14 protein-coding genes are annotated in these 19,022 nt (G+C 65.9%); 11 read left to right on the top strand and 3 right to left on the bottom strand.

The genetic code is table 11. The annotated features are described in order from the left end of the window. Window positions 1–50 precede the first annotated feature (50 nt). The 11 genes from NFI08_RS03945 to NFI08_RS03895 all read left to right on the top strand — a co-directional run bounded on the left by NFI08_RS03945 (window position 51) and on the right by NFI08_RS03895 (window position 16,839). Window positions 51–1,088 carry an amino acid ABC transporter substrate-binding protein gene (locus NFI08_RS03945; RefSeq protein ID WP_045993511.1) on the top strand — a complete coding sequence of 346 codons (1,038 nt, stop codon included), beginning with the start codon at window positions 51–53 and terminating at the stop codon, window positions 1,086–1,088. Window positions 1,089–1,243: 155 nt separating this feature from the next. Beyond that, window positions 1,244–2,419 (top strand): amino acid ABC transporter permease, encoded by a 1,176-nt coding sequence (locus tag NFI08_RS03940; RefSeq protein ID WP_349587358.1) that lies wholly within the window; start codon window positions 1,244–1,246, stop codon window positions 2,417–2,419. A 159-nt stretch (window positions 2,420–2,578) separates the two neighbouring features. Next, a complete protein-coding gene (locus tag NFI08_RS03935) occupies window positions 2,579–3,655 on the top strand; it encodes an amino acid ABC transporter permease (RefSeq protein WP_213229428.1) in 1,077 nt (358 codons plus the stop codon). A 77-nt stretch (window positions 3,656–3,732) separates the two neighbouring features. Continuing rightward, window positions 3,733–4,461: an amino acid ABC transporter ATP-binding protein gene (locus tag NFI08_RS03930; RefSeq protein WP_045993549.1), complete on the top strand. Its 729-nt coding sequence runs from the start codon at window positions 3,733–3,735 to the stop codon at window positions 4,459–4,461. A gap of 284 nt (window positions 4,462–4,745) precedes the next feature. Beyond that, a complete protein-coding gene (gene hglS, locus NFI08_RS03925) occupies window positions 4,746–6,083 on the top strand; it encodes a 2-oxoadipate dioxygenase/decarboxylase HglS (protein WP_349587355.1) in 1,338 nt (445 codons plus the stop codon). A 243-nt stretch (window positions 6,084–6,326) separates the two neighbouring features. Next, a complete protein-coding gene (locus tag NFI08_RS03920) occupies window positions 6,327–7,088 on the top strand; it encodes a sulfite exporter TauE/SafE family protein (RefSeq protein ID WP_045993508.1) in 762 nt (253 codons plus the stop codon). 160 nt (window positions 7,089–7,248) lie between these two features. Next, window positions 7,249–10,098 carry an HD domain-containing phosphohydrolase gene (locus tag NFI08_RS03915; RefSeq protein ID WP_349587351.1) on the top strand — a complete coding sequence of 950 codons (2,850 nt, stop codon included), beginning with the start codon at window positions 7,249–7,251 and terminating at the stop codon, window positions 10,096–10,098. A 140-nt stretch (window positions 10,099–10,238) separates the two neighbouring features. After that, the gene (locus NFI08_RS03910) at window positions 10,239–13,109 is read left to right on the top strand and encodes an HD domain-containing phosphohydrolase (protein ID WP_349587348.1); all 2,871 of its coding nucleotides are present in this window, start codon (window positions 10,239–10,241) and stop codon (window positions 13,107–13,109) included. A gap of 208 nt (window positions 13,110–13,317) precedes the next feature. Beyond that, complete coding sequence (locus tag NFI08_RS03905; protein WP_349587345.1) at window positions 13,318–14,850, top strand: serine hydrolase; 1,533 nt, start codon at window positions 13,318–13,320, stop codon at window positions 14,848–14,850. Window positions 14,851–15,091: 241 nt separating this feature from the next. After that, window positions 15,092–15,967: a DMT family transporter gene (locus tag NFI08_RS03900; protein WP_045993504.1), complete on the top strand. Its 876-nt coding sequence runs from the start codon at window positions 15,092–15,094 to the stop codon at window positions 15,965–15,967. 308 nt (window positions 15,968–16,275) lie between these two features. Next, on the top strand, window positions 16,276–16,839 hold the full coding sequence (locus tag NFI08_RS03895) for a cytochrome b/b6 domain-containing protein (RefSeq protein WP_349587341.1): 564 nt from the start codon (window positions 16,276–16,278) through the stop codon (window positions 16,837–16,839). A 46-nt stretch (window positions 16,840–16,885) separates the two neighbouring features. Here the strand turns inward: NFI08_RS03895 and thiE are convergent, their stop codons facing one another. From thiE to NFI08_RS03880, 3 genes are all read right to left on the bottom strand, one after another. Next, window positions 16,886–17,548 (bottom strand): thiamine phosphate synthase, encoded by a 663-nt coding sequence (gene thiE, locus NFI08_RS03890; RefSeq protein ID WP_349587338.1) that lies wholly within the window; start codon window positions 17,546–17,548, stop codon window positions 16,886–16,888. Between the two features lie 39 nt (window positions 17,549–17,587). Beyond that, complete coding sequence (gene thiM, locus NFI08_RS03885; protein ID WP_349587335.1) at window positions 17,588–18,406, bottom strand: hydroxyethylthiazole kinase; 819 nt, start codon at window positions 18,404–18,406, stop codon at window positions 17,588–17,590. Between the two features lie 148 nt (window positions 18,407–18,554). After that, window positions 18,555–18,842, bottom strand: coding sequence for a hypothetical protein (locus NFI08_RS03880; protein ID WP_349587332.1), 288 nt, complete (start codon window positions 18,840–18,842; stop codon window positions 18,555–18,557). Window positions 18,843–19,022 lie beyond the last annotated feature (180 nt).

Raw genomic sequence — 19,022 nt, 5'->3', positions numbered from 1 at the left:
TCGGATAGTGAATGGGCGTACAACGCTCATCCATTACTGGAGTTGAATCCATGCGACACAATAACAAGACGTTGCTGACCCTCTCCCTCGCCGCGCTATCCACAGCGGCGCTGGGCGTGACGAGCAGTGCTTCGGCCGCCACCCTGGACGAAGTCACCTCCCGCGGCGAACTCCAATGCGGTGTCAACGTCGGCCTGTCCGGTTTTTCCTCGCCGGACGAGAACGGCAACTGGCAAGGACTCGATGTGGAAACCTGTCGCGCCATCTCGGCGGCGATCTTCGGCGACGCTGACAAGGTGGTGTTCACCCCGCTGACCGCCAAGGAGCGCTTCACCGCGCTGCAGTCCGGTGAGATCGACGTGCTCTCGCGCAACACCACCTGGACGGCCACCCGGGACAACTCCCTGGGCCTCAATTTCACGACGACCACCTTCTACGATGGTCAGGGCTTCATGGTGGCCAAGGATCTCGGCATCGAAAGCCTCGAGGATCTGAACGGCGCCTCCATCTGTATCCAGTCCGGCACCACCCACGAGCTCAACCTGGCGGACTACTTCCCGGCCAAGGGCATCGACATCAACACCGTGACCTTCGATACCCCGGACCAGACCGCCTCGGGCTTCGCCAGCGGGCGCTGTGACGTGCTCACCTCGGACACCTCCCAGCTCAGCGCCCTGCGCCTGCAGCTGCCGGAACCGGACAGCGTCGAGATCCTCACCGAGCTGATTTCCAAGGAGCCGCTGGGCCCGGTGGTCGCCCAGGGTGACGACCAGTGGTTCGACATCGTCAAGTGGACGGTCTTCGCCATGGTCAATGCCGAGGAACTGGGCATCACCAGCGACAACGCCGAGCAGATGAAGAATGATCCGCCCAATCCCCAGGTGGCGCGCCTTTTGGGTGTTGACGGCACCTACGGAGAGCAGCTCGGTCTGACCAACGACTGGGCCTACAACATCGTCTCCCAGGTGGGCAACTACGGTGAGGTGTTCGCCGATACCGTGGGCGAGAACTCACCGCTGGGCATCAGCCGTGGCATGAACGCCCTGTGGAACGAAGGCGGCATCCTCTACGCCCCGCCGATCCGCTGATACTGTCCGCTGCGACCCCGGCCATGGCCGGGGTCGTCCGACCCATGACGGATAGAGCGACGACGTCGCGCGCCGGCCCACTTGCCGTTCGCGGGTGAATGCCCACGGCCGCGAGACGGGCCGGAGACAAGCGTCGTCCAGCAAGAGGCTCGCCCATGTCCACGCCCCCTATCGAACGGACGCCGCTATGGCGGCGTCCTGCCTTTCGTGCGCTGATCATCCAGGCGCTGCTGCTGGCAGGCCTCGCCGCGCTGATCGCGATGATGATCGGCAATGCCCTGACCAATCTCGAGGCCAGGGGCATCACCACCGGTTTCGACTTCCTCGGTGAGCGCGCCGGGTTCTCGATCCCCCAAACCCTGATCGACTACTCCGGCGACAGCAGCTACGCCCGCACCTTCGTGGTGGGGCTGCTCAATACCCTGCTGGTGTCCGGGCTCGGCATTCTGGCCGCCACCCTGATCGGCTTCGCCGTGGGTATCGCCCGGCTGTCGCCCAACTGGCTGCTGGCTCGCCTGGCGGCGGCCTTCGTCGAGACCTTCCGCAATATTCCGCTGCTGGTGCAGATCCTGTTCTGGTACTTCGCCGTGCTCCAGGCCCTGCCCAGTCCGCGCCAGAGCATGTCGCTGCTCGAGGCGTTCTTTCTCAACGTGCGCGGGCTGATCGTGCCGGCGCCGGTGCCCGAGCCAGGCTTCGGCCTGACCCAGCTGGCGCTGGTGGTAGCGATCCTGGCGGTGGTGGCCCTTGGTATCTACGCCAGACGGCTGCAGCATCGTACCGGCAAGGCGCTGCCGGTGTACTGGCTCGGCAGCGCCCTGATCATCGGCCTGCCGCTGCTGGTGTTCGTGGCCAGCGGCAGCCCGCTTGCCTGGGACGTGCCGTCGCTCAAGGGCTTCAACTTCTCCGGCGGTATCACCGTGATCCCGGAGCTGATGGCACTGTGGCTGGCGCTGTCGATCTACACCGCCTCCTTTATCGCCGAGATCGTGCGTTCAGGGATCCAGTCGGTGCCCAAGGGGCAGATCGAGGCGTCCCGGGCGATCGGCCTGCCGGGCAACATCACTTTGCGCAAGGTGGTCATCCCCCAGGCGATGCGAGTGATCGTGCCGCAGCTCACCAGTCAGTACCTGAACCTGATCAAGAACTCGTCGCTGGCGACCGCCATCGGCTATCCCGACCTGGTGGCGGTGTTCGCCGGTACCAGCCTCAACCAGACCGGCCAGGCGATAGAGATCATCGCCATGACCATGGCGGTCTATCTGACCATCAGTCTGGTGGTGTCGGCGTTGATGAACGTCTACAACGCCCGGACCCTGCTCAAGGAGCGCTGAGATGAATACGCCAACCATGCGCTCTGCCATGAGCCGCTTGCCTGTCTTCGTTGGAGGACTGCTGCCATGACCGAGCGTCCCACACCTCCTTCCCAGTCCCCGGTGCACCCCCCGAGTGAGCCCGAGGTGGCGCCGGCTGCCGCGTCCACCGAGCATTCCATGATCGCTGCCCGGCCGGCGCCGGTGGCGCGCCATGGTGTCACCGGCTGGCTGCGCAGTCGGCTGTTCTCGACCCCGCTCAATTCGGTGGTCTCGCTGATCACCCTGGCGGTGCTGGTATGGGCGCTGTCCCCGCTGGTGCAGTGGGCGCTGATCGACGCCGACTGGATCGGCACCACCCGCGAAGCCTGCACCGGCGAGGGCGCCTGCTGGGTGTTCATCAGCGCCCGCTTCGAGACCATCGTCTACGGCTTCTACCCCGAGGCCGAGCGCTACCGTGTCGATATCACCCTGGCGCTGCTGGTGGCCACCATCGCCTGGCTGATGATTCCCCGGCTGCCGGCCAAGCGCTGGGTGGTGATCTTCGCCCTGGTCGGCTTTCCGGTGATCGCCTGGCTGTTGCTGCTGGGAGGCCACTTCGGCCTGCCGGCGGTGCCCACCCGTGAGTGGGGCGGGCTGATGCTGACCCTGACCGTGGCCATCGTCGGCATCGTCGGCTCGCTGCCGCTGGGGGTGATCCTGGCGCTGGGCCGGCGCTCGCAGATGCCACTGGTGCGCAGCCTGTCGGTGGTGTTCATCGAGTTCTGGCGCGGCGTGCCCTTGATCACGGTGCTGTTCATGGCCTCGGTGATGCTGCCGCTGTTCGTGCCCAGCGAGGTCGAGTTCGACAAGCTGCTGCGCGCACTGATCGGCATCATGTTCTTCTGGAGCGCCTATATGGCCGAGGTAGTGCGTGGCGGCCTGCAGGCGATCCCCAGAGGCCAGGAAGAGGCCGCCAAGGCGCTGGGCCTGGGCTACTGGCGGCGGATGGGCCTGATCATCCTGCCCCAGGCGCTCAAGCTGGTGATCCCGGGCATCGTCAACACCTTCATCGCGCTGTTCAAGGACACCTCACTGGTGCTGATCATCGGCCTGTTCGACCTGCTGGCGATCATCCGTGCCGGGCTCACAGACACCAACTGGCTGGGCTTCGCCACCGAGGGCTACGTGTTCGCCGCGCTGATGTTCTGGATCTTCTGCTTCGGCATGTCACGTTACAGCCAATATATCGAACGGCGTCTACATACCGGCCATTGACGGCCCACAACAACAAATTTGATCGGGAGGCAGCCATGTCTGCTCAAGCGGCGACCACGGCGGATTCGAACACGCCGATGATCGAGATCGACGGCCTCAACAAGTGGTACGGGGACTTCCACGTGCTGCGCGACATCGACCTGACCGTGCAGCCAGGGGAGCGCATCGTGGTGTGCGGGCCCTCGGGGTCCGGCAAATCCACCCTGATCCGCTGCATCAATCACCTGGAGGAACACCAGCAGGGCCGCATCACCGTGGGCGGGGTGCACATGACCCAGGACGTCAAGCGCATCGAACAGATCCGCCGGCACGTCGGCATGGTGTTCCAGCACTTCAATCTGTTCCCCCACCTGTCGGTGCTCGACAACTGCTGCATCGCCCAGACCTGGGTGCAGAAGAAGCCCCGGCGCGAGGCCGAGGCCACCGCCATGGAGTTTCTCGAGCGGGTGCAGATCGCCGACCAGGCCCACAAGTACCCGGGCCAGCTGTCCGGCGGCCAGCAGCAGCGCGTGGCCATCGCGCGCGCGCTGTGTCTGCGCCCAGAGGTGATGCTATTCGACGAGCCCACCTCGGCGCTGGACCCGGAGATGATCAAGGAGGTGCTGGACGTGATGATCGAGCTGGCCCGGGAAGGCATGACCATGCTCTGCGTGACCCACGAGATGGGCTTCGCCAAGACCGTGGCCGACCGGGTGATCTTCATGGATCAGGGCCAGATCATCGAGCAGGCGCCGCCCCAGGAGTTCTTCAACAACCCGCGCTCGGAGCGTACCCAGCTGTTCCTGAGTCAGATCCTGGGGCACTGAGGCGCCCTGGCCGCGCGCTTGCGCCCGCAGAGCGCGGCAAGGCGGACGGGTGGCACCGCAGGCGAGGCACATAAGCTGGAGGACTGGTAGCGCGGGGTGGCTCCCATGGCGTCGCTGCGAGAGAGACTGCACCGATAAAGGCGCGGAGTGTCGAGAGCGATGGCGGCGACCACCGCCGTGGCATTCCTTGAAGGAATACAACCAGCGATAATTTTCGTTTGTCGCCGCCTCCCCGCTCTGGTCTTATCGGTGGCATCACCGCCTGCCAACCGATAGGAGCCCGGATGTCTTCCGACTTTGTGACCGCCGACGAGATTCGTGACCGCTTTGCCTCTGCCATGTCGGCCATGTACCAGGCCGAGGTGCCCCAGTACGGCACCCTGCTGTCACTGGTCGAGCAGGTGAATCGGCAGACCCTCGAGGCTGATCCGGCGCTGGCCGAGCGGCTCGAGGCCAGCGGCGAGCACGCTCGCCTGGGCGTCGAGCGTCACGGTGCGATCCGGGTGGGCACGGCCGAGGAACTCGCCACCCTGAGGCGCCTGTTTGCGGTGATGGGGATGTTCCCTGTGGGCTACTACGACCTGTCCGAGGCCGGGGTGCCGGTGCACTCCACCGCCTTTCGCCCGGTCACCGACGAGGCCCTGGCGCGCAATCCCTTCCGCCTGTTTACCTCGCTGCTGCGCCTCGAGCTGATCGAGGACGTCGAGCTGCGCACCCTGGCCAGCGAGATCCTGGCCAAGCGCGACATCTTCACCCCGGGGGTGCGTGAACAGATCGCTACCTTCGAGCAGCAGGGTGGCCTCACCGAGGAACAGGCCAAGCGCTTCGTCGCCGAAGCCCTGGAGACCTTCCGCTGGCACCAGGACGCCACCGTGGACCGCGCCACCTACGAGCGGCTGCACTCGGCCCACCGTCTGATCGCCGACGTGGTCTGCTTCCGTGGCCCGCACATCAATCACCTGACGCCGCGGACCCTGGATATCGACGAAGCCCAGCGCCGGATGCCCGAGCATGGCATGACGCCCAAGGCGGTGATCGAGGGCCCGCCCCGGCGCGCCTGTCCGATCCTGCTGCGTCAGACCAGCTTCAAGGCGCTGGAAGAAACCACCCGTTTCGTCGGTGACGCCGAGGGTAGCCATACCGCCCGCTTCGGCGAGATCGAGCAGCGTGGTGTAGCCCTGACCCCCAAGGGCCGGGCGCTCTATGACCGCTTGCTGGGCGAGGCCCGCAAGGCGACCCAGGGGCTGGACAACGCCGCCCATCAGGCACGCCTGGCCGAGGTCTTCGCCGACTTCCCCGATGACGAGACCACCCTGCGCCGCGAGGGTCTGGCCTACTTCGTCTACCGTGCGCTGGACGAGTTCGACGGTGACGCCTCTGTGGAGGCACAGATCGCCGCCGGCAAGGTGGTGGCCGAGCCGCTGACCTACGAGGACTTCCTGCCGGTGTCGGCGGCGGGCATCTTCCAGTCCAACCTGGGCGGTGAGGAGAGTACGGTGGGACAGGGCAACGCCAACCGCGACGCCTTCGAGGCGGCGCTGGGGGCCTCGGTGCGCGATGAACTCGAGCTCTACGCCCGCCGCGAGCGCGAATCCCTGGCGGCGCTTGGCCTGAAACGCTGATCCTGATGATTGGCCTGAGCCTCTTCTCTGTATCAGCCGCTGAATGTGCCCATCGCTGATCCTGTCGTCACGGCTCTTGCCTTCATGGAAAGTACCCGCGCCGATCGATCTTCCACCCGGAAGATCGATCGGCGTTGGCGTTGCGGGTAGCGAGGCGATGTTGGCAGGCTGGTCGTCAGCGAGTGCGAGCCGTGGCACACAAAGGTAAGCTTCTGGCTTTTCTTGTCTCAGGAGTTTGTCGCCATGGAGTGGCTCGCCGCCATCTCGCCGCTGTCCCCCGTCGTCAGTCTCGGCCTGATCCTGCTGTCCGGTGTCACCTCAATGATCAGCGCGTCGCTGGGCGTGGGCGGCGGCACCCTGTTGATCATGACCATGGCCCAGGTGATGCCGGCGGCGGCGCTGATCCCGGTGCATGGCATGGTCCAGCTGGGCTCCAACGGCGGACGCCTGGCCATGAGCTGGCGGCACGTCCACTGGCCGCTGCTGGCGACCTTTGTCCCCGGTGCCCTGGTCGGCGCCCTGGTGGCCGGCTGGCTGCTGATCCGCCTGCCCAGCGGGGTGCTGGAACTGTCGATTGCCGCCTTTGTGCTCTATACCCTGTGGGGACCGGGATTGCCCAAGCGCGCCCTGGGCCGCCTGGGCACCCTGATCGCCGGCGCCGTCACCACCCTGTTGTCCAGCTTTGTCGGCGCCAGTGGGCCCATGGTGGCGGCCTTCGTCAAGCAGCACGGCAACTCCCGCCAGGGCACGGTGGCCACCTTCGCCGCCTGCATGACCTTCCAGCACCTGACCAAGGCCTTCGTCTTCGGCGTCGCCGGTTTCCTGTTCGCCGACTGGCTGTGGTTGATCCTGCTGATGATCGGCGTCGGGGTGTTGGGCACCTGGCTTGGACTGCGCCTGTTGCATCACGTTTCGGAGCGGCGTTTCGACACCGGATTTCGGGTGGTGTTGACCGCGCTGTCGCTGCGTCTGGTGTGGCTGGGCATGACGCGGCTGCTGACCTGAACGTCTGGGCAGGCATGGCCGCCATGGGAGAGGGCCAAGACGAAAGATGTGGGCGAAGTAGTGCATAGGGGGTAGTCGCCCTCTGCTCCAGAGCGGCTGAATTGGCATAGAATGATAGGTAGTCGTCACTGCTGGTCGACTGCCACCCTCGAGTCCTTCAATGCCTCTATCTGCCCGCCGTGAACTCCCGATCCAATGGCTTATCGCCAGCTCCATCGTCGGCATGACGCTGATGATGGCCGGTCTGCTGCTGTGGCAGTCGTGGGATCAGGCTCGGGACTCGCTGGTCGAGGCGCTGCAGCGATCCAGCCAGCAGCTGTCGGCGACGGTGGAGGTCAAGACCCGCTCGTTGATCGAACCTTCCAGGGCGATGCTCGGTGTGTTGAGCAGAGAAGCGAGCATCGAGAACTTCGACAGTGCGCAAAGCGATCATCTGCTGCCCATGCTGGCGGCGGTGGTCGACGCCCAGGAAGTGCTGGGAGGCGCCTACATCGGCTCCGACAACGGCGACTTTCTGATGGTTCGCGCCATCGAGCGACTGTCGCCCGGGGCGGTATCCGACTCATTGAATCTGGCCGGTGGCACCTATCTGGCGCTGATCCTGCACGGCGACAGGCGGCAAGGCCTGGCTGGCTACTGGCAGGTACTCGACGATGAGGCAAGGGAGCTACGTCGCATCGCCATCGAGAGCCACGGCCTGGACCCGCGCGATCGACCCTGGTTTCGTCAGGCGCTGGACGAGTACGGCCCGCAGCTATCGGCTCCCTATACCTTCTTCACCAACGGTGAACAGGGCGTCACCCTGTCCCAGCGATCCCGTGACGGACGCGCCGTGCTTGGCATCGACATGACCTCCGCGGATCTCGGCAAGGAAATCCATGCGTTTGCCACCACCCAGGGGTCACTGCTGGCCATCACTACCCCCGAGGGCGATGTGCTCGCCCACAACGCGGACAAGGATGCGGCGCTGTTGCCGGGGACCTCGCTGAAGGATCTGGGCGAGGCGCCGTTGATCGAGCTCAAGGATCAGGGGGTGCTGGCGACGCCGGTCCGCTACTTCTGTGGTGAGCAGTACTGGTGGGGGCTGGCGCTGCCCTTCGACATGCTCGGCAGTCGACTGGCCTGGCTGCTGGTGGCCATGCCGGAGCGGGAGCTGATGGCGAGCCTGCGTGAATCCCTGTGGCACCGTCTGTTGCTGTCGCTGGGGCTGGTGACGTTAATGGTGCCACTCGGCATCCTGCTGGGTCGCCGACTCGGGCGCCCACTGCGCGAACTGGGCGAGCAGGTACGGACCATCTCCGAGTTCGACCTCGATGCCTATCGCGGGGTCGACTCCCGGGTGCGCGAGGTCGCTCACCTGTCCGGTGCGCTGGACACTCTGGTGCATCGCGTCGGCGAGTTTCGGCGCATCAATCGCATGCTGGGACGCGAGCACCGACTCGACGTGATGCTTGACGGCATCCTCGATGAGCTGTTGAACGTCACCGGCAGCCACCACGGGGTCATCTATCTGGCCAACGAGGACAGTTCTGGCCGCCTGTCGCCGGTCGCCGAGGCGGGTCAGGGGTGGGGCGATGCCTCCTTGCCGGCGACGCTCGAGGTCGACCAGGACTCGGGCCCTCTGCTGGAGGTGCGGCGGGCACTGGAGGCGCAAGGGTATCTGGTGCAGTCGCTGCGCGACCGCGCCGGCAAGCGTCTCGGGATACTGCTGCTGGCGCACCGGGACGGTGGTCAGGATGATGACCAGTGGCGCATCTTCGTCGCCGAGGTGTCATCGGTGGCGGCGGTGGCCATCGACATGCGCCGCCTGCTCGAGGGCGAGGCGCGTCTGCTGGACGCCATGATTCAGCTTGTCGCCAGGGCCACCGATGCCAAGTCACCCCACACCGGGGGACACTGTACCCGGGTACCGCAACTGGCGGAGATGCTGATCGACGAAGTGGACCGGGCGCGCCAGGGCCCTTTTGCTGCGGTTCACCTCAGCGAGGAAGAGCGCGCCACCTTCCACCTGGCGGCCTGGCTGCACGACTGCGGCAAGCTGACCACCCCAGACCACATCATGGAGAAGGCCACCAAGCTCGAGACCCGTTACAACCGGATCCACGAGATCCGCACCCGCTTCGAGGTGCTGTGGCGAGACGCCGAACTCGATTACTGGCGCGCCATCGCCCAGGGGGGCGAAGCAACAAAGCTTGACCAGGTACTGCAGCGTCGGCGCCAGGAGCTGCAGGAGGCCTACGCCTGCGTCGCCGAGGCCAACCATGGCCGCGAGGCGATGAGCGAGGCCGACTGCCAGCGCTTGGAGACCATCGGCGAGTGGCGCTGGCTGCGTTACTTCGATGACCGCCTGGGGCTGTCACGGGCCGAACTGGACAACATGGCCGAAGAACCCCGTCGCGCCTTGCCTGCAGAAGAACGTCTGCTTGCCGATCTGCCCCGTCATCGCATTGCCTGGCAGCGTCCCTGTCCCCCGGTGCATCCCGAGGACCCCGACAATCACTGGGGCTTTTCGATGGAGCCGCCGTCCCTGGCGGAGCATCAGGGGGAGCTTTACAACCTGTGCATCGCCCGAGGCACCCTCAACGACGTCGAACGCTTCCGCATGCAGGAGCACGTGATCCAGACCATCATCATGCTCGAGTCTCTGCCCTGGCCCGCTCACCTGAAGCGAGTGCCGGAGATCGCCGGCAATCACCATGAGCGCATGGACGGACAGGGGTATCCGCGGCGGCTGCGACTCGGCGAGGCCAGCCTGGAAGAGCGAATCATGGCGCTGGCGGATGTGTTCGAGGCGCTGACCGCCTCCGATCGTCCCTACAAGAATGGCCTGCCGCTGTCCCGCGCGCTGGAGATCCTGGCCGACATGGTCAAGGACGGCCACCTGGACCCGGCGGTCTTCGAGTTGCTGCTGGATAGCGGCGTGTGGCGGCGCTACGCCGATACCTTTGTGGCCGACCGACAGATCGACCAGGTCGATATCGATGCCATCCGGGCCCGAGCTCGGCGTTGACCTAACGTGGAGCCTGCTGCTGTGTTCGGGATACGCGTCTGCAGATCTGCACATATAGTGGAGAGAGCGCTACCCCTTTCGGCTTAGGGCGTTTCGTCACGCTTGAAAGTCCCGTTTGCCTCGTCACGAGAGGTCCGACCATGTACCGCCATCGTCTCGTCATTCCGGTGCAGTGGCTGATCGGTATCGTTATCGTCGGGGTGATGGTGGTGATGGCGGTGGCGCTGCTGGGGTTCTCCTGGCACCAGTCCCAGCGCACGCTGGGGGCGACCCTGGAAGAGACCTCGGCTCAGCTGGTCGACACCCTGGAGGCGCGCACCCAGGCGCTGGTGAGGCCGGCACGGGTGGCCATCGACATGCTGGCCAACGGGGCCCCGGGCGAGGCCGACGACTGGGACGGCCGGCTGGCAGCGTTGCCGCTGATGAGGGCGGCGCTGGAAGCCCATCGACTGGTCGACGCCGTCTACATCGGCTATGGCAGCGGCGACTTCCTGATGTTTCGCGCGGTGGATCGCATGCTCGAGAGCAAGCGTCCCGACCTGGTCGATAGCGGCGGCCAGGACGCGGCCTACCTGGCGCTGGTGGTGGATGCACGCCCTGGCCAGCCACCGCAGAGTGAATGGCATCTGTTCGATCCATCGCTTGCTCCGCTCGGGCGCGAGCGACTCGACCAGTACTTCTTCGATCCGCGCAGCCGTCCCTGGTTTCAGCAGGCACCCGAGGGTGACGCTCCTTTCCTGACCGCTCCCTATGTGTTTTTCAACACTGGCGAAATCGGCATCAGCATGGCGCGCCGCCGCGGTGACGCCGTGGTCGGCCTGGATGTCGCCTCGCGGGACCTCGGCGTCGGCCTGGATGACCTGCGGTTGACGCCGCAGACACGCATGGCGGTGGTCACCGCCTCCGGCCAGGCGCTGGCGACCACCCTGGACGCCACACTGGATCCTGGGCCCGGCAACGCCCGCCAATTGTCCTCTTTCGAGGATCTGGCCATGCCGGTGCTGGCGCAATTGTTGACCACGAACGTCGACCAGCCACCGCGGCGGTTGTCCCATGACGGTCGCCAGTGGTGGGGGCTGGTGCTGCCCTTTGTCACCCTGGGGGGCGAGGCCACGCGGCTGATTGCAGCCGTCCCGGAAGACGAGCTGACCTCCGATGTGCGCCAGATGATGCTGGAGAGTTCGTTGTTGGCGGGGATCGTGACGCTGGCCTTGTTGCCGCTGGGGGTGCTGCTGGGACGACGACTGGGGCGTCCGCTGCGGGAGTTGTCCGGACAGGTCGAGGCGCTCGGGCGCTACGATTTTTCCGCCTGCGACGGTGTCGGCTCTCGGGTGACCGAGGTGCGCGGGCTCAGCGTGGCACTGCGCCGGCTGGCGCGTGGTATCGAGGGCTTTGGACGCATCACCCGGGTGCTCAACAGCGAGCCACGCCTGGATCGCATGCTGACCAGCATCCTCGAGGATCTGCTGCGCGGCACCGGCAGTCGCGCCGGCGCCATCTATCTGGCCGATGAACAGGACGAGGGACGCTTCGCTCGGATCGCCAGGGAGGGGGAGGCGAGGGATCCCGATGCGGACCCCCGGAGTCGGGAGCTGCGACTGCAGGAAGGCTCCGAGGCCGAGCTCGAAGCGCTGATCGAGCGCTTTGAGGCGGCCGGCTATCTGTTGCAGCCGCTGCGTAACCGGGAGGGAGCGACGCTGGGTCTACTGGCGTTGGCGCGGCGCTCGCTGGACGATGATGACGCTCACTGGCGTGCCTTCGTCGCCGAAGTGTCGGCGGCGGCTGCGGTGGCCATCGACCTGAGGCGACTGCTGCGTGGTGAGGCGCGTCTACTGGAGGGCATCGTCCAGCTGGTGGCCCATGCCATCGACGCCAAGTCGCCGCATACCGGAAGCCACTGCTCACGAGTGCCGGTACTGGCGGAGATGATCGTCGAGGGCATCGATCGCAGCGAGCACGGGATATACGCCGAGACTCACTTCGACGCGACCCGCCGCAGCGCCTTCCATCTGGCGGCCTGGCTGCATGACTGCGGCAAGCTGGCGATCCCCGACGAGGTAATGGAAAAGGCCACCAAGCTCGAGGCCCGCTACGACCGTATCCATGAGATTCGCACCCGCTTCGAGGTGCTGTGGCGCGATGCCGACGTGGCCTACTGGCAGGGGCGCGCCCACGGTGGCGATCCGGTGACGCTGGAGCGACGGCGCCATGCGCGACAGCAGGAGCTGATCGCAGCCTTTGAATGCGTGGCCGAGGCCAATCGGGGGGGCGAGGCCATCAGCGATGAGCTGCTGGAGCGCCTGAACGTCATCGCCGAGTGGCGCTGGTGGCGGCACTTCGATGATCGGCTTGGGGTATCGCGAGATGAGCTCAAACGCATGTCCCGCGAACCTCTGCGCAGGCTGCCCGCGGAGGAGCGCCTGCTGGCCGACCTGCCACGCCACGAGATCCCCTGGCACCGCTCTCGCCCGGCGGTGGCGCCGGACGACCCCGACAATGTCTGGCGTTTCGACATGCGGCCCAGTGAATTGGCCGGCCATCAGGGCGAGCTTTTCAATCTCAGGGTGTCCCGCGGCACCCTCAACGAGGTCGAGCGATTCCGCATCCAGGAGCACGTGGTCCAGACCATCATGATGCTCGAGGCGCTGCCCTGGCCCGCGCACCTGCGTCGGGTCCCGGCCATCGCCGGCAATCATCACGAGCGTATGGACGGTACCGGTTATCCACGCAGACTGGCGATGAAGGACGCCAGCCTCGAGGAGCGGGTCATGGTGATGGCGGACGTGTTCGAGGCCTTGACCGCCGCGGACCGCCCCTACAAGTCGGCCATGACCCTTTCCCGGGCACTGGCGACGCTGGCCGACATGGTGCGGGAGGGCCATCTGGACCCCGAGATCTTCCGGCTGATGCTGGAGCAGCGGATCTACAGCGACTACGCCGAACGCTTCTTGACGCCGGCCCAGCGTGATAGCGTTGATACCGAGGCGCTGCTGGCCCGTGCGGGAGTTTGACCTGACGCAAGCGCGCAGGAGTAGGCCCGCCCCGGCTTTTGCCCAAGTGGACGACGACAAAGGCGCCTGCATGAACGGCTGGTTCGCCCGAAATGGTCTATATAATGCCGAGAATGATGGTGAACGCTCGCCAATTTGGCCTGTACAGGCCGGTCAAGTGGGTCATAATGCCGTCAGTGCAGTCTGGAAATCGCAGGGGTTTGGATAAATGGTGACCACAAGGAATTCCGGGTGGCGTTCGCTGACGATGCTGGTCGCGCTGGTGGTGACCTGTCTGATGGTGGTGCAGTCCGCCCAGGCAGGCAATCCGCGCTACGCAGGCATCGTGGTGGACGCCGAGAGTCATGAGATCCTGTACGCGGAAAACGCCGATGAGCGCCGCTATCCGGCCTCACTGACCAAGATGATGACCCTTTATATGCTGTTCGAGGCTCTGGACGGTCGTACCATGAGTCTGGGCCAGCCGTTGCCGGTCTCTTCCCATGCGGCCTCGATGCCGGCGACCAAGCTGTGGCTCAAGCCCGGTGACAGCATCCCGGTGGAGAAGGCCATCCAGGCGTTGGTCGTGCGCTCCGCCAATGACGTGGCGGTGGTGGTGGCCGAGTCCCTGGGCGGAACTGAATCACACTTCGCCGACATGATGACCCGCAAGGCGCGCAGCCTGGGCATGAACAACACCACCTTCCGCAACGCCTCGGGCCTGCCCAACTCCGGCCAGGTCACCACGGCGCGGGACATGGTCATCCTGGCGCGTCGTCTGATGCTGGACTTCCCCCAGTATTACCCCTACTTCTCTCTTACCGAGTTTACCTGGCGTGGCACTCGCCATACCGGTCACAACCGTCTGCTGACCAAGTACCCGGGTACCGATGGTCTCAAGACCGGCTTCATTCGCGCCTCCGGTTTCAATGTGGCGACCTCGGCCACGCGCAATGGGCGGCGCATGGTGGCGGTGGTCATGGGCGGCTACACCGCCGCTTCCCGTGATGAGCAGATGATGAGCCTGCTCGACCGCGGCTTCCTGCGGGCTTCGCTGGTCGACGGTCGTGGTTTCCTTGCCAATACCGACGTCTCCGGTGGCGAACTGATGGCGCCCCGCCAGCGTGGGTTGATCTCTGCGCCGACGCCGAGCCGTGTCGCTCAGGTGCCATCGACTGCGGTGCGGCCGTCACGGGTCGAGACCGTGGTTCGTCCGGCCACGCCGACACTGGCCAGCCGCCAGTCGGCGACAGCGCCGGTGCGCTTCGAGTCCGCCGCCCCGATCATCTCCGATTCGCGTCGTTCTTCGTCCGGTCCCGACCCGCTGCGCAACCTGATCGACCAGCCGAGTGCCTCGGCACCCGCCCTGGCATCGATTCCGGTGGCGGCCTCGGTGCCCGACGCGGCAGCGGCGAGGCCTGAGCCCCGCCCTGTGTCGAGTTCCGTGTCGAGCGCGCCGTCCAGCGCTGGCAGCGTCAATACCTCCAGCGCGAATGCGAACAGCACCATCGCGCAGACCGGCGACTGGGGGGTCCAGGTGGGGGCGTTCAGCGACATGGACAGCGCGCGCAGCCAGGCCAGCCAGGCGGCCGATCGTCTGGCGGGCGAGATGGCCCACGCCCGGGTAGCGGTGGCGCGAGCCGACAATGCCAACATCTACCGGGCCCGCGTGGTGGACCTGCAGGAAGGCCAGGCCCGTTCGGCCTGTCGGCGACTGCTGCAGCAGGGCATGGACTGCATGGTCGTCCAGGCCAGCCTCTAAGCGTCAGTTCGCGCCACCTTCACGTCGTTCTTCGACAAGGCCCGCCTCCGGCGGGCCTTTTGCTGCATGGCATACACCAGTGCACAGTTCTGGTGCGTCTGTTCTTGCCAGCGAAGCGTTCGCCCCCTAACGTTGTCCCTGTTACCCCCGTCGGCCCCGTGCCGGCGGGGTTCGTTTTTGGGTCAGGTAAGTGGTGGTCGTGAGCCACTTGCCATCAGCGGCTGCGGACAGGGAGGAGAGCATGGGGTCATCGTTCAAGGGTATCGGGTTCATGTGTCTTGGCGTGCTGTGCCTGGCGCTCGGTGACGCCATTTCCAAGTGGCTCGGCGAGGTGCATTCGCCGTTGCAGATCATCTTCTTTCGCACCCTGGTGTCGTTGCCGTTGATCATGCTGCTGGCGCACCAGGGGGGCGGCCTGCGCACCCTGTCGACCCGACGTCCTGGGGTGCATCTGATCCGTGGTCTCATCTATACCGGCACCATGGGTTGCTTCGTGCTGGGGTTGACGATGATGCCGCTGGCCGAGGGCACCGCCATCGCCTTTGCCGCGCCGCTGTTTGTCAGCCTGCTGTCGGTCCCGCTGCTGGGCGAGCGGGTGAGCGTGCCGGTGGTGCTGGCGTCGCTGGTGGGCTTTGCCGGTGTATTGGTGATCGTGCGTCCAGGCAGTGAAGGCATCTCGCTGGGTGCCCTGTCGATGCTCGGGGCGGCGGTGTTCTATGCCTTGATGATGATCACCGCTCGGCGCTACGGCGCCCGCGAGCACCTGTGGGCGATGGTGTTCTACATGACCCTGGTGCCCTTTGTGGTGACCGGGGTCGCCCTGCCGCTGGTATGGCAGGCGCCGGCGCTGGAGCATTGGCCGGCCTTTCTCATGTCCGGGGTGCTCGGGGTCGGCGCTACCGCCTTTATTACCCTGGCCTTTCGTCACGCCCCGGCCGCTATCGCCGCCCCCTTCGACTATACCGCCATGCTGTGGGCGGTCCTGCTTGGCTGGATGATCTGGGACGAGGTGCCGGATCTCGGAGTGCTGATCGGCGGCACCCTGATCATCGCCAGCGGCCTGGCGATCGCCTACCAGGAGGGGCGCACCAGCCTCAAGCGGCGCCCTTCGGCCTGAGCTGGGCGCTGGATCGGATGGGAGGGCCAGGAGGTTGACCGACATCACGTCGCCTTGGGGGAGGCGCTTGCCGTCCTAGGGCTTGTCTGAAAAGTGCCTGCGCTCGGTAATACGGCGTTAAAAATCGGCTGGTGCGCCAGCCCGGTCAAAATGCTCATTTACACCCCGTAAACTGCGCTTTCTCACCGATTTTTGCCTTGTCTAACCTTCGCTCGTCGACTTTTCGGACAGGCCTAAGCTTGCCTTAAGTTGCTGCCGTCAGGCTGCCTGTTACGCGACAAGGCGTATCACCTTCAGGGAGCAGGACGATGGCATCGATTCCGTCACATTCAAAAAGCCGGCAGATCAAGGTGTGGGACCCGTTGGTCCGCGTCTTTCACTGGGCGCTGGTGCTGGGGTTTGCCCTCAATTACGCCGAAATTGGCCCTCATCGTTATATCGGCTACACCTTGATGGGGCTGATAGGGCTGCGTGTCGTCTGGGGGCTGGTGGGGCCCTGGTCGGTGCGCTGGTCGAGCTTCTGGCCGACACCGACCCGGCTTGGAGCGGCGCTCAAGAGACAGGCCGCAGCACAGGAAACAAAGGAAAACAGCTCCCCTCAGCGCATCACCCATACCCCGCTGGGGGCGGTGATGATGTTGCTGATGCTGGCCTTGCTGGTGGGGCTCGGTACCACCGGCATCTTGATGGTGCACACCGAGCGTTTCCACGATGTGCACTGGATGGAGGAGCTGCACGAGGGCCTCGCCACGGCGGTACTGTGTCTGGTGCCGTTGCACGTGGGCGGTGCCATCCTGGAGGGGCGACGACTGGGCGACAACCTGATCGCCGCAATGGTCCATGGGCGTCGAAGGGTCAGGCCTCGCGTCTGAGGGTCGCGTTCGGCGGTGGGCTGCCTGGCCGGGCTCCCAGGCAGTTTCAGCCTTCCCAGGCCGTCAGCAGGTCCCTCGCGGCGCACGCCGGGTCCGCCTGGCCGCAGATGGCGGAGACCACGGCCATGCCATCGGCGCCGCTTTGACGCACCGCCGAGGCGTGCTCGCGCTTGAGCCCGCCGATGGCCACGCTGGGCAGCGGGCTCGCCGCCACCAACGAGGCGAGACCATCGAAGCCCAGCGGCGTGGCGTGGTCGCTCTTGGTCGGCGTGGCGAATACCGGCCCGAGTCCCAGGTAGTCCAGTGCCTGGACATCCAAGCGTGACAGCTGGTCGGGGTGCTGCACCGACAGGCCGATGATCGCCGCCTCGCCAAGCAGGCGGCGGGCTTCGCCCACATCGCCGTCGTCCTGCCCCAGATGCACACCGTCGACCTGTGCCTTTAGCGCGACCTGGACACGGTCATTGATGACCAGAGCAACCCCGTGTTCGGCCAGCGCCGGTTTCAGTCGGCGCGCCAGTTGCACCAGTTCGTCATCGCTGGCGGTCTTGTCACGTAGCTGCACCAGGCTGACTCCGCCGCGTACCGCCGCCTCCACCGTCGCTTCAATCCCCATGGATGCGCACAGCCCGGGGTCAGTGACCAGATAGAGGCGAAGGCTGCGGGGGTCGAACGGGCGCGCATCAAGGCGTCGAGGAGAGTGGGTCACGAGGGGCTCCTGGTACATGAATCGGGTAGGGCGGTCGGGTCAGTCGAGAGACTCGATGGCGAGAGCTTCCCGCCGTAACAGCGTCTCGGGATTGAGCTGATGCAAGGCGTCGACAAAGGCGACGGCGAAGCTGCCAGGGCCCTGGGCGGTGCGGCCGGCGCGACTGCCGGCTTCGCCATAGCAGGCCAGGGCTGCGCAGGTGGCGACCAGCGGATCCTGATCGGCGGCGAGAAAGGCCGCGACCACACCGGACAGGGCGCAGCCCAGCGCCGTCACGCGGGGCATCAGCGGGTGTCCACCGGGCACGCGCACCAGCCGCCGGCCGTCGGTGACCAGATCGACCTCACCGGTTACCGCTACCACCGCCTCCTGGCGCCGGGCCAGGGCGACGGCCGCCTGCACGGCGTCGTCGCTGGCGGCAGTGGAGTCGACGCCGCGCCCGCCAAGACTGTCCTCGGCCAGGGCGATGATCTCCGAGGCGTTGCCGCGAATGACGCTGGGCCTCAAGTCCAGCAGCCTGGCGGCAGACTCTCGCCGATAGGCGGTGGCGCCAACGGCGACGGGGTCGAGCACCCAGGGGGTCTGGTGCTCGCCGGCACTGGTGGCAGCCTCGACCATGGCCTCGACCCAGTGAGGCGAGAGCGTACCGATATTGATCAGCACAGCGTCGGCCAATGCCGCGAACTCGGCCGCTTCCTCACGCGCATGGACCATGGCCGGTGAAGCGCCCACGGCCAGCAGCACATTGGCGGCGCTGTTCATGGCCACGTAGTTGGTCAGGCTATGGACCAGCGGCGCCGCCTGGCGCAGCCGGGTCAGCCGTGCGCCGATGTCGGCGCCGGTGAGTGTCGTCGTCATGACAGGCCTCCCTGGCGTTGGACGAAGGCGGCGAGGGTCGCCTTGCAGGGAGTCATGATCCGGTCACTGCGCGCCGCTGTAAAGCGGCGATGGTCTGAGATATCCCCCTTGAGCCGGGAGACGGTGAACCGCGACAGCTCGCCGGGCGTCAGCCCAGCAGTTGCAGCGCGATCAATACCCCCAGGGCGGCGAGGGCGAGCTCGCGAATCGGTACGCCGTTGCCGCTGTCTGTGGCGTCGTCTCGACGCTCCGAGCTTGCGGCTCGAGGCCACAGGGCGAGGCCACCGAGAATCAGGCTGAGGCTGCCGAGGGGCAGGCTGATGGACGACCAGAAGGCCATCAGGGCGAGGCCGCCGACCAGGGCCAGAGAGATACGAAGAAGCCCCTTGGTGGCGAAGCGGGGGCGAGTACGGGAGACCTGCTGTAGGAAGGGCATGTTCGGAATTCCTTGTCGGTGCAGGGGGCGGGCCAGAAGACAACTACTGACACCATCGCTAGGGCTGCAGCGTAGCGGCTTTGCCTTAACGCGCGCTTAAGCTTTATTGAAAGATTTGTGACAAAGTCTGATGCGCGAATCTGCAAAATGTTCAGTCGGCGAGCTGCGACATTGGTCGAA

The sequence above is a fragment of the Halomonas sp. EF61 genome (genome assembly GCF_040147045.1).
GTDB classification, from domain to species: Bacteria; Pseudomonadota; Gammaproteobacteria; order Pseudomonadales; family Halomonadaceae; genus Halomonas; species Halomonas litopenaei.
The sequence above is the reverse complement of the archived record's forward strand: the minus strand, read 5'-3'. Positions and strand labels throughout refer to the sequence as shown.

Coding starts and splice junctions, on each gene's coding strand:
- thiM (WP_349587335.1), bottom strand. CDS start 18,406: ATGACGACGACACTCACCGGCGCCGACATCGGCGCACGGCTGACCCGG.
- NFI08_RS03935 (WP_213229428.1), top strand. CDS start 2,579: ATGATCGCTGCCCGGCCGGCGCCGGTGGCGCGCCATGGTGTCACCGGC.
- NFI08_RS03945 (WP_045993511.1), top strand. CDS start 51: ATGCGACACAATAACAAGACGTTGCTGACCCTCTCCCTCGCCGCGCTA.
- NFI08_RS03895 (WP_349587341.1), top strand. CDS start 16,276: ATGGCATCGATTCCGTCACATTCAAAAAGCCGGCAGATCAAGGTGTGG.
- NFI08_RS03940 (WP_349587358.1), top strand. CDS start 1,244: ATGTCCACGCCCCCTATCGAACGGACGCCGCTATGGCGGCGTCCTGCC.
- NFI08_RS03910 (WP_349587348.1), top strand. CDS start 10,239: ATGTACCGCCATCGTCTCGTCATTCCGGTGCAGTGGCTGATCGGTATC.
- NFI08_RS03930 (WP_045993549.1), top strand. CDS start 3,733: ATGATCGAGATCGACGGCCTCAACAAGTGGTACGGGGACTTCCACGTG.
- NFI08_RS03900 (WP_045993504.1), top strand. CDS start 15,092: ATGGGGTCATCGTTCAAGGGTATCGGGTTCATGTGTCTTGGCGTGCTG.
- NFI08_RS03920 (WP_045993508.1), top strand. CDS start 6,327: ATGGAGTGGCTCGCCGCCATCTCGCCGCTGTCCCCCGTCGTCAGTCTC.
- NFI08_RS03905 (WP_349587345.1), top strand. CDS start 13,318: ATGGTGACCACAAGGAATTCCGGGTGGCGTTCGCTGACGATGCTGGTC.
- NFI08_RS03880 (WP_349587332.1), bottom strand. CDS start 18,842: ATGCCCTTCCTACAGCAGGTCTCCCGTACTCGCCCCCGCTTCGCCACC.
- NFI08_RS03915 (WP_349587351.1), top strand. CDS start 7,249: ATGCCTCTATCTGCCCGCCGTGAACTCCCGATCCAATGGCTTATCGCC.
- hglS (WP_349587355.1), top strand. CDS start 4,746: ATGTCTTCCGACTTTGTGACCGCCGACGAGATTCGTGACCGCTTTGCC.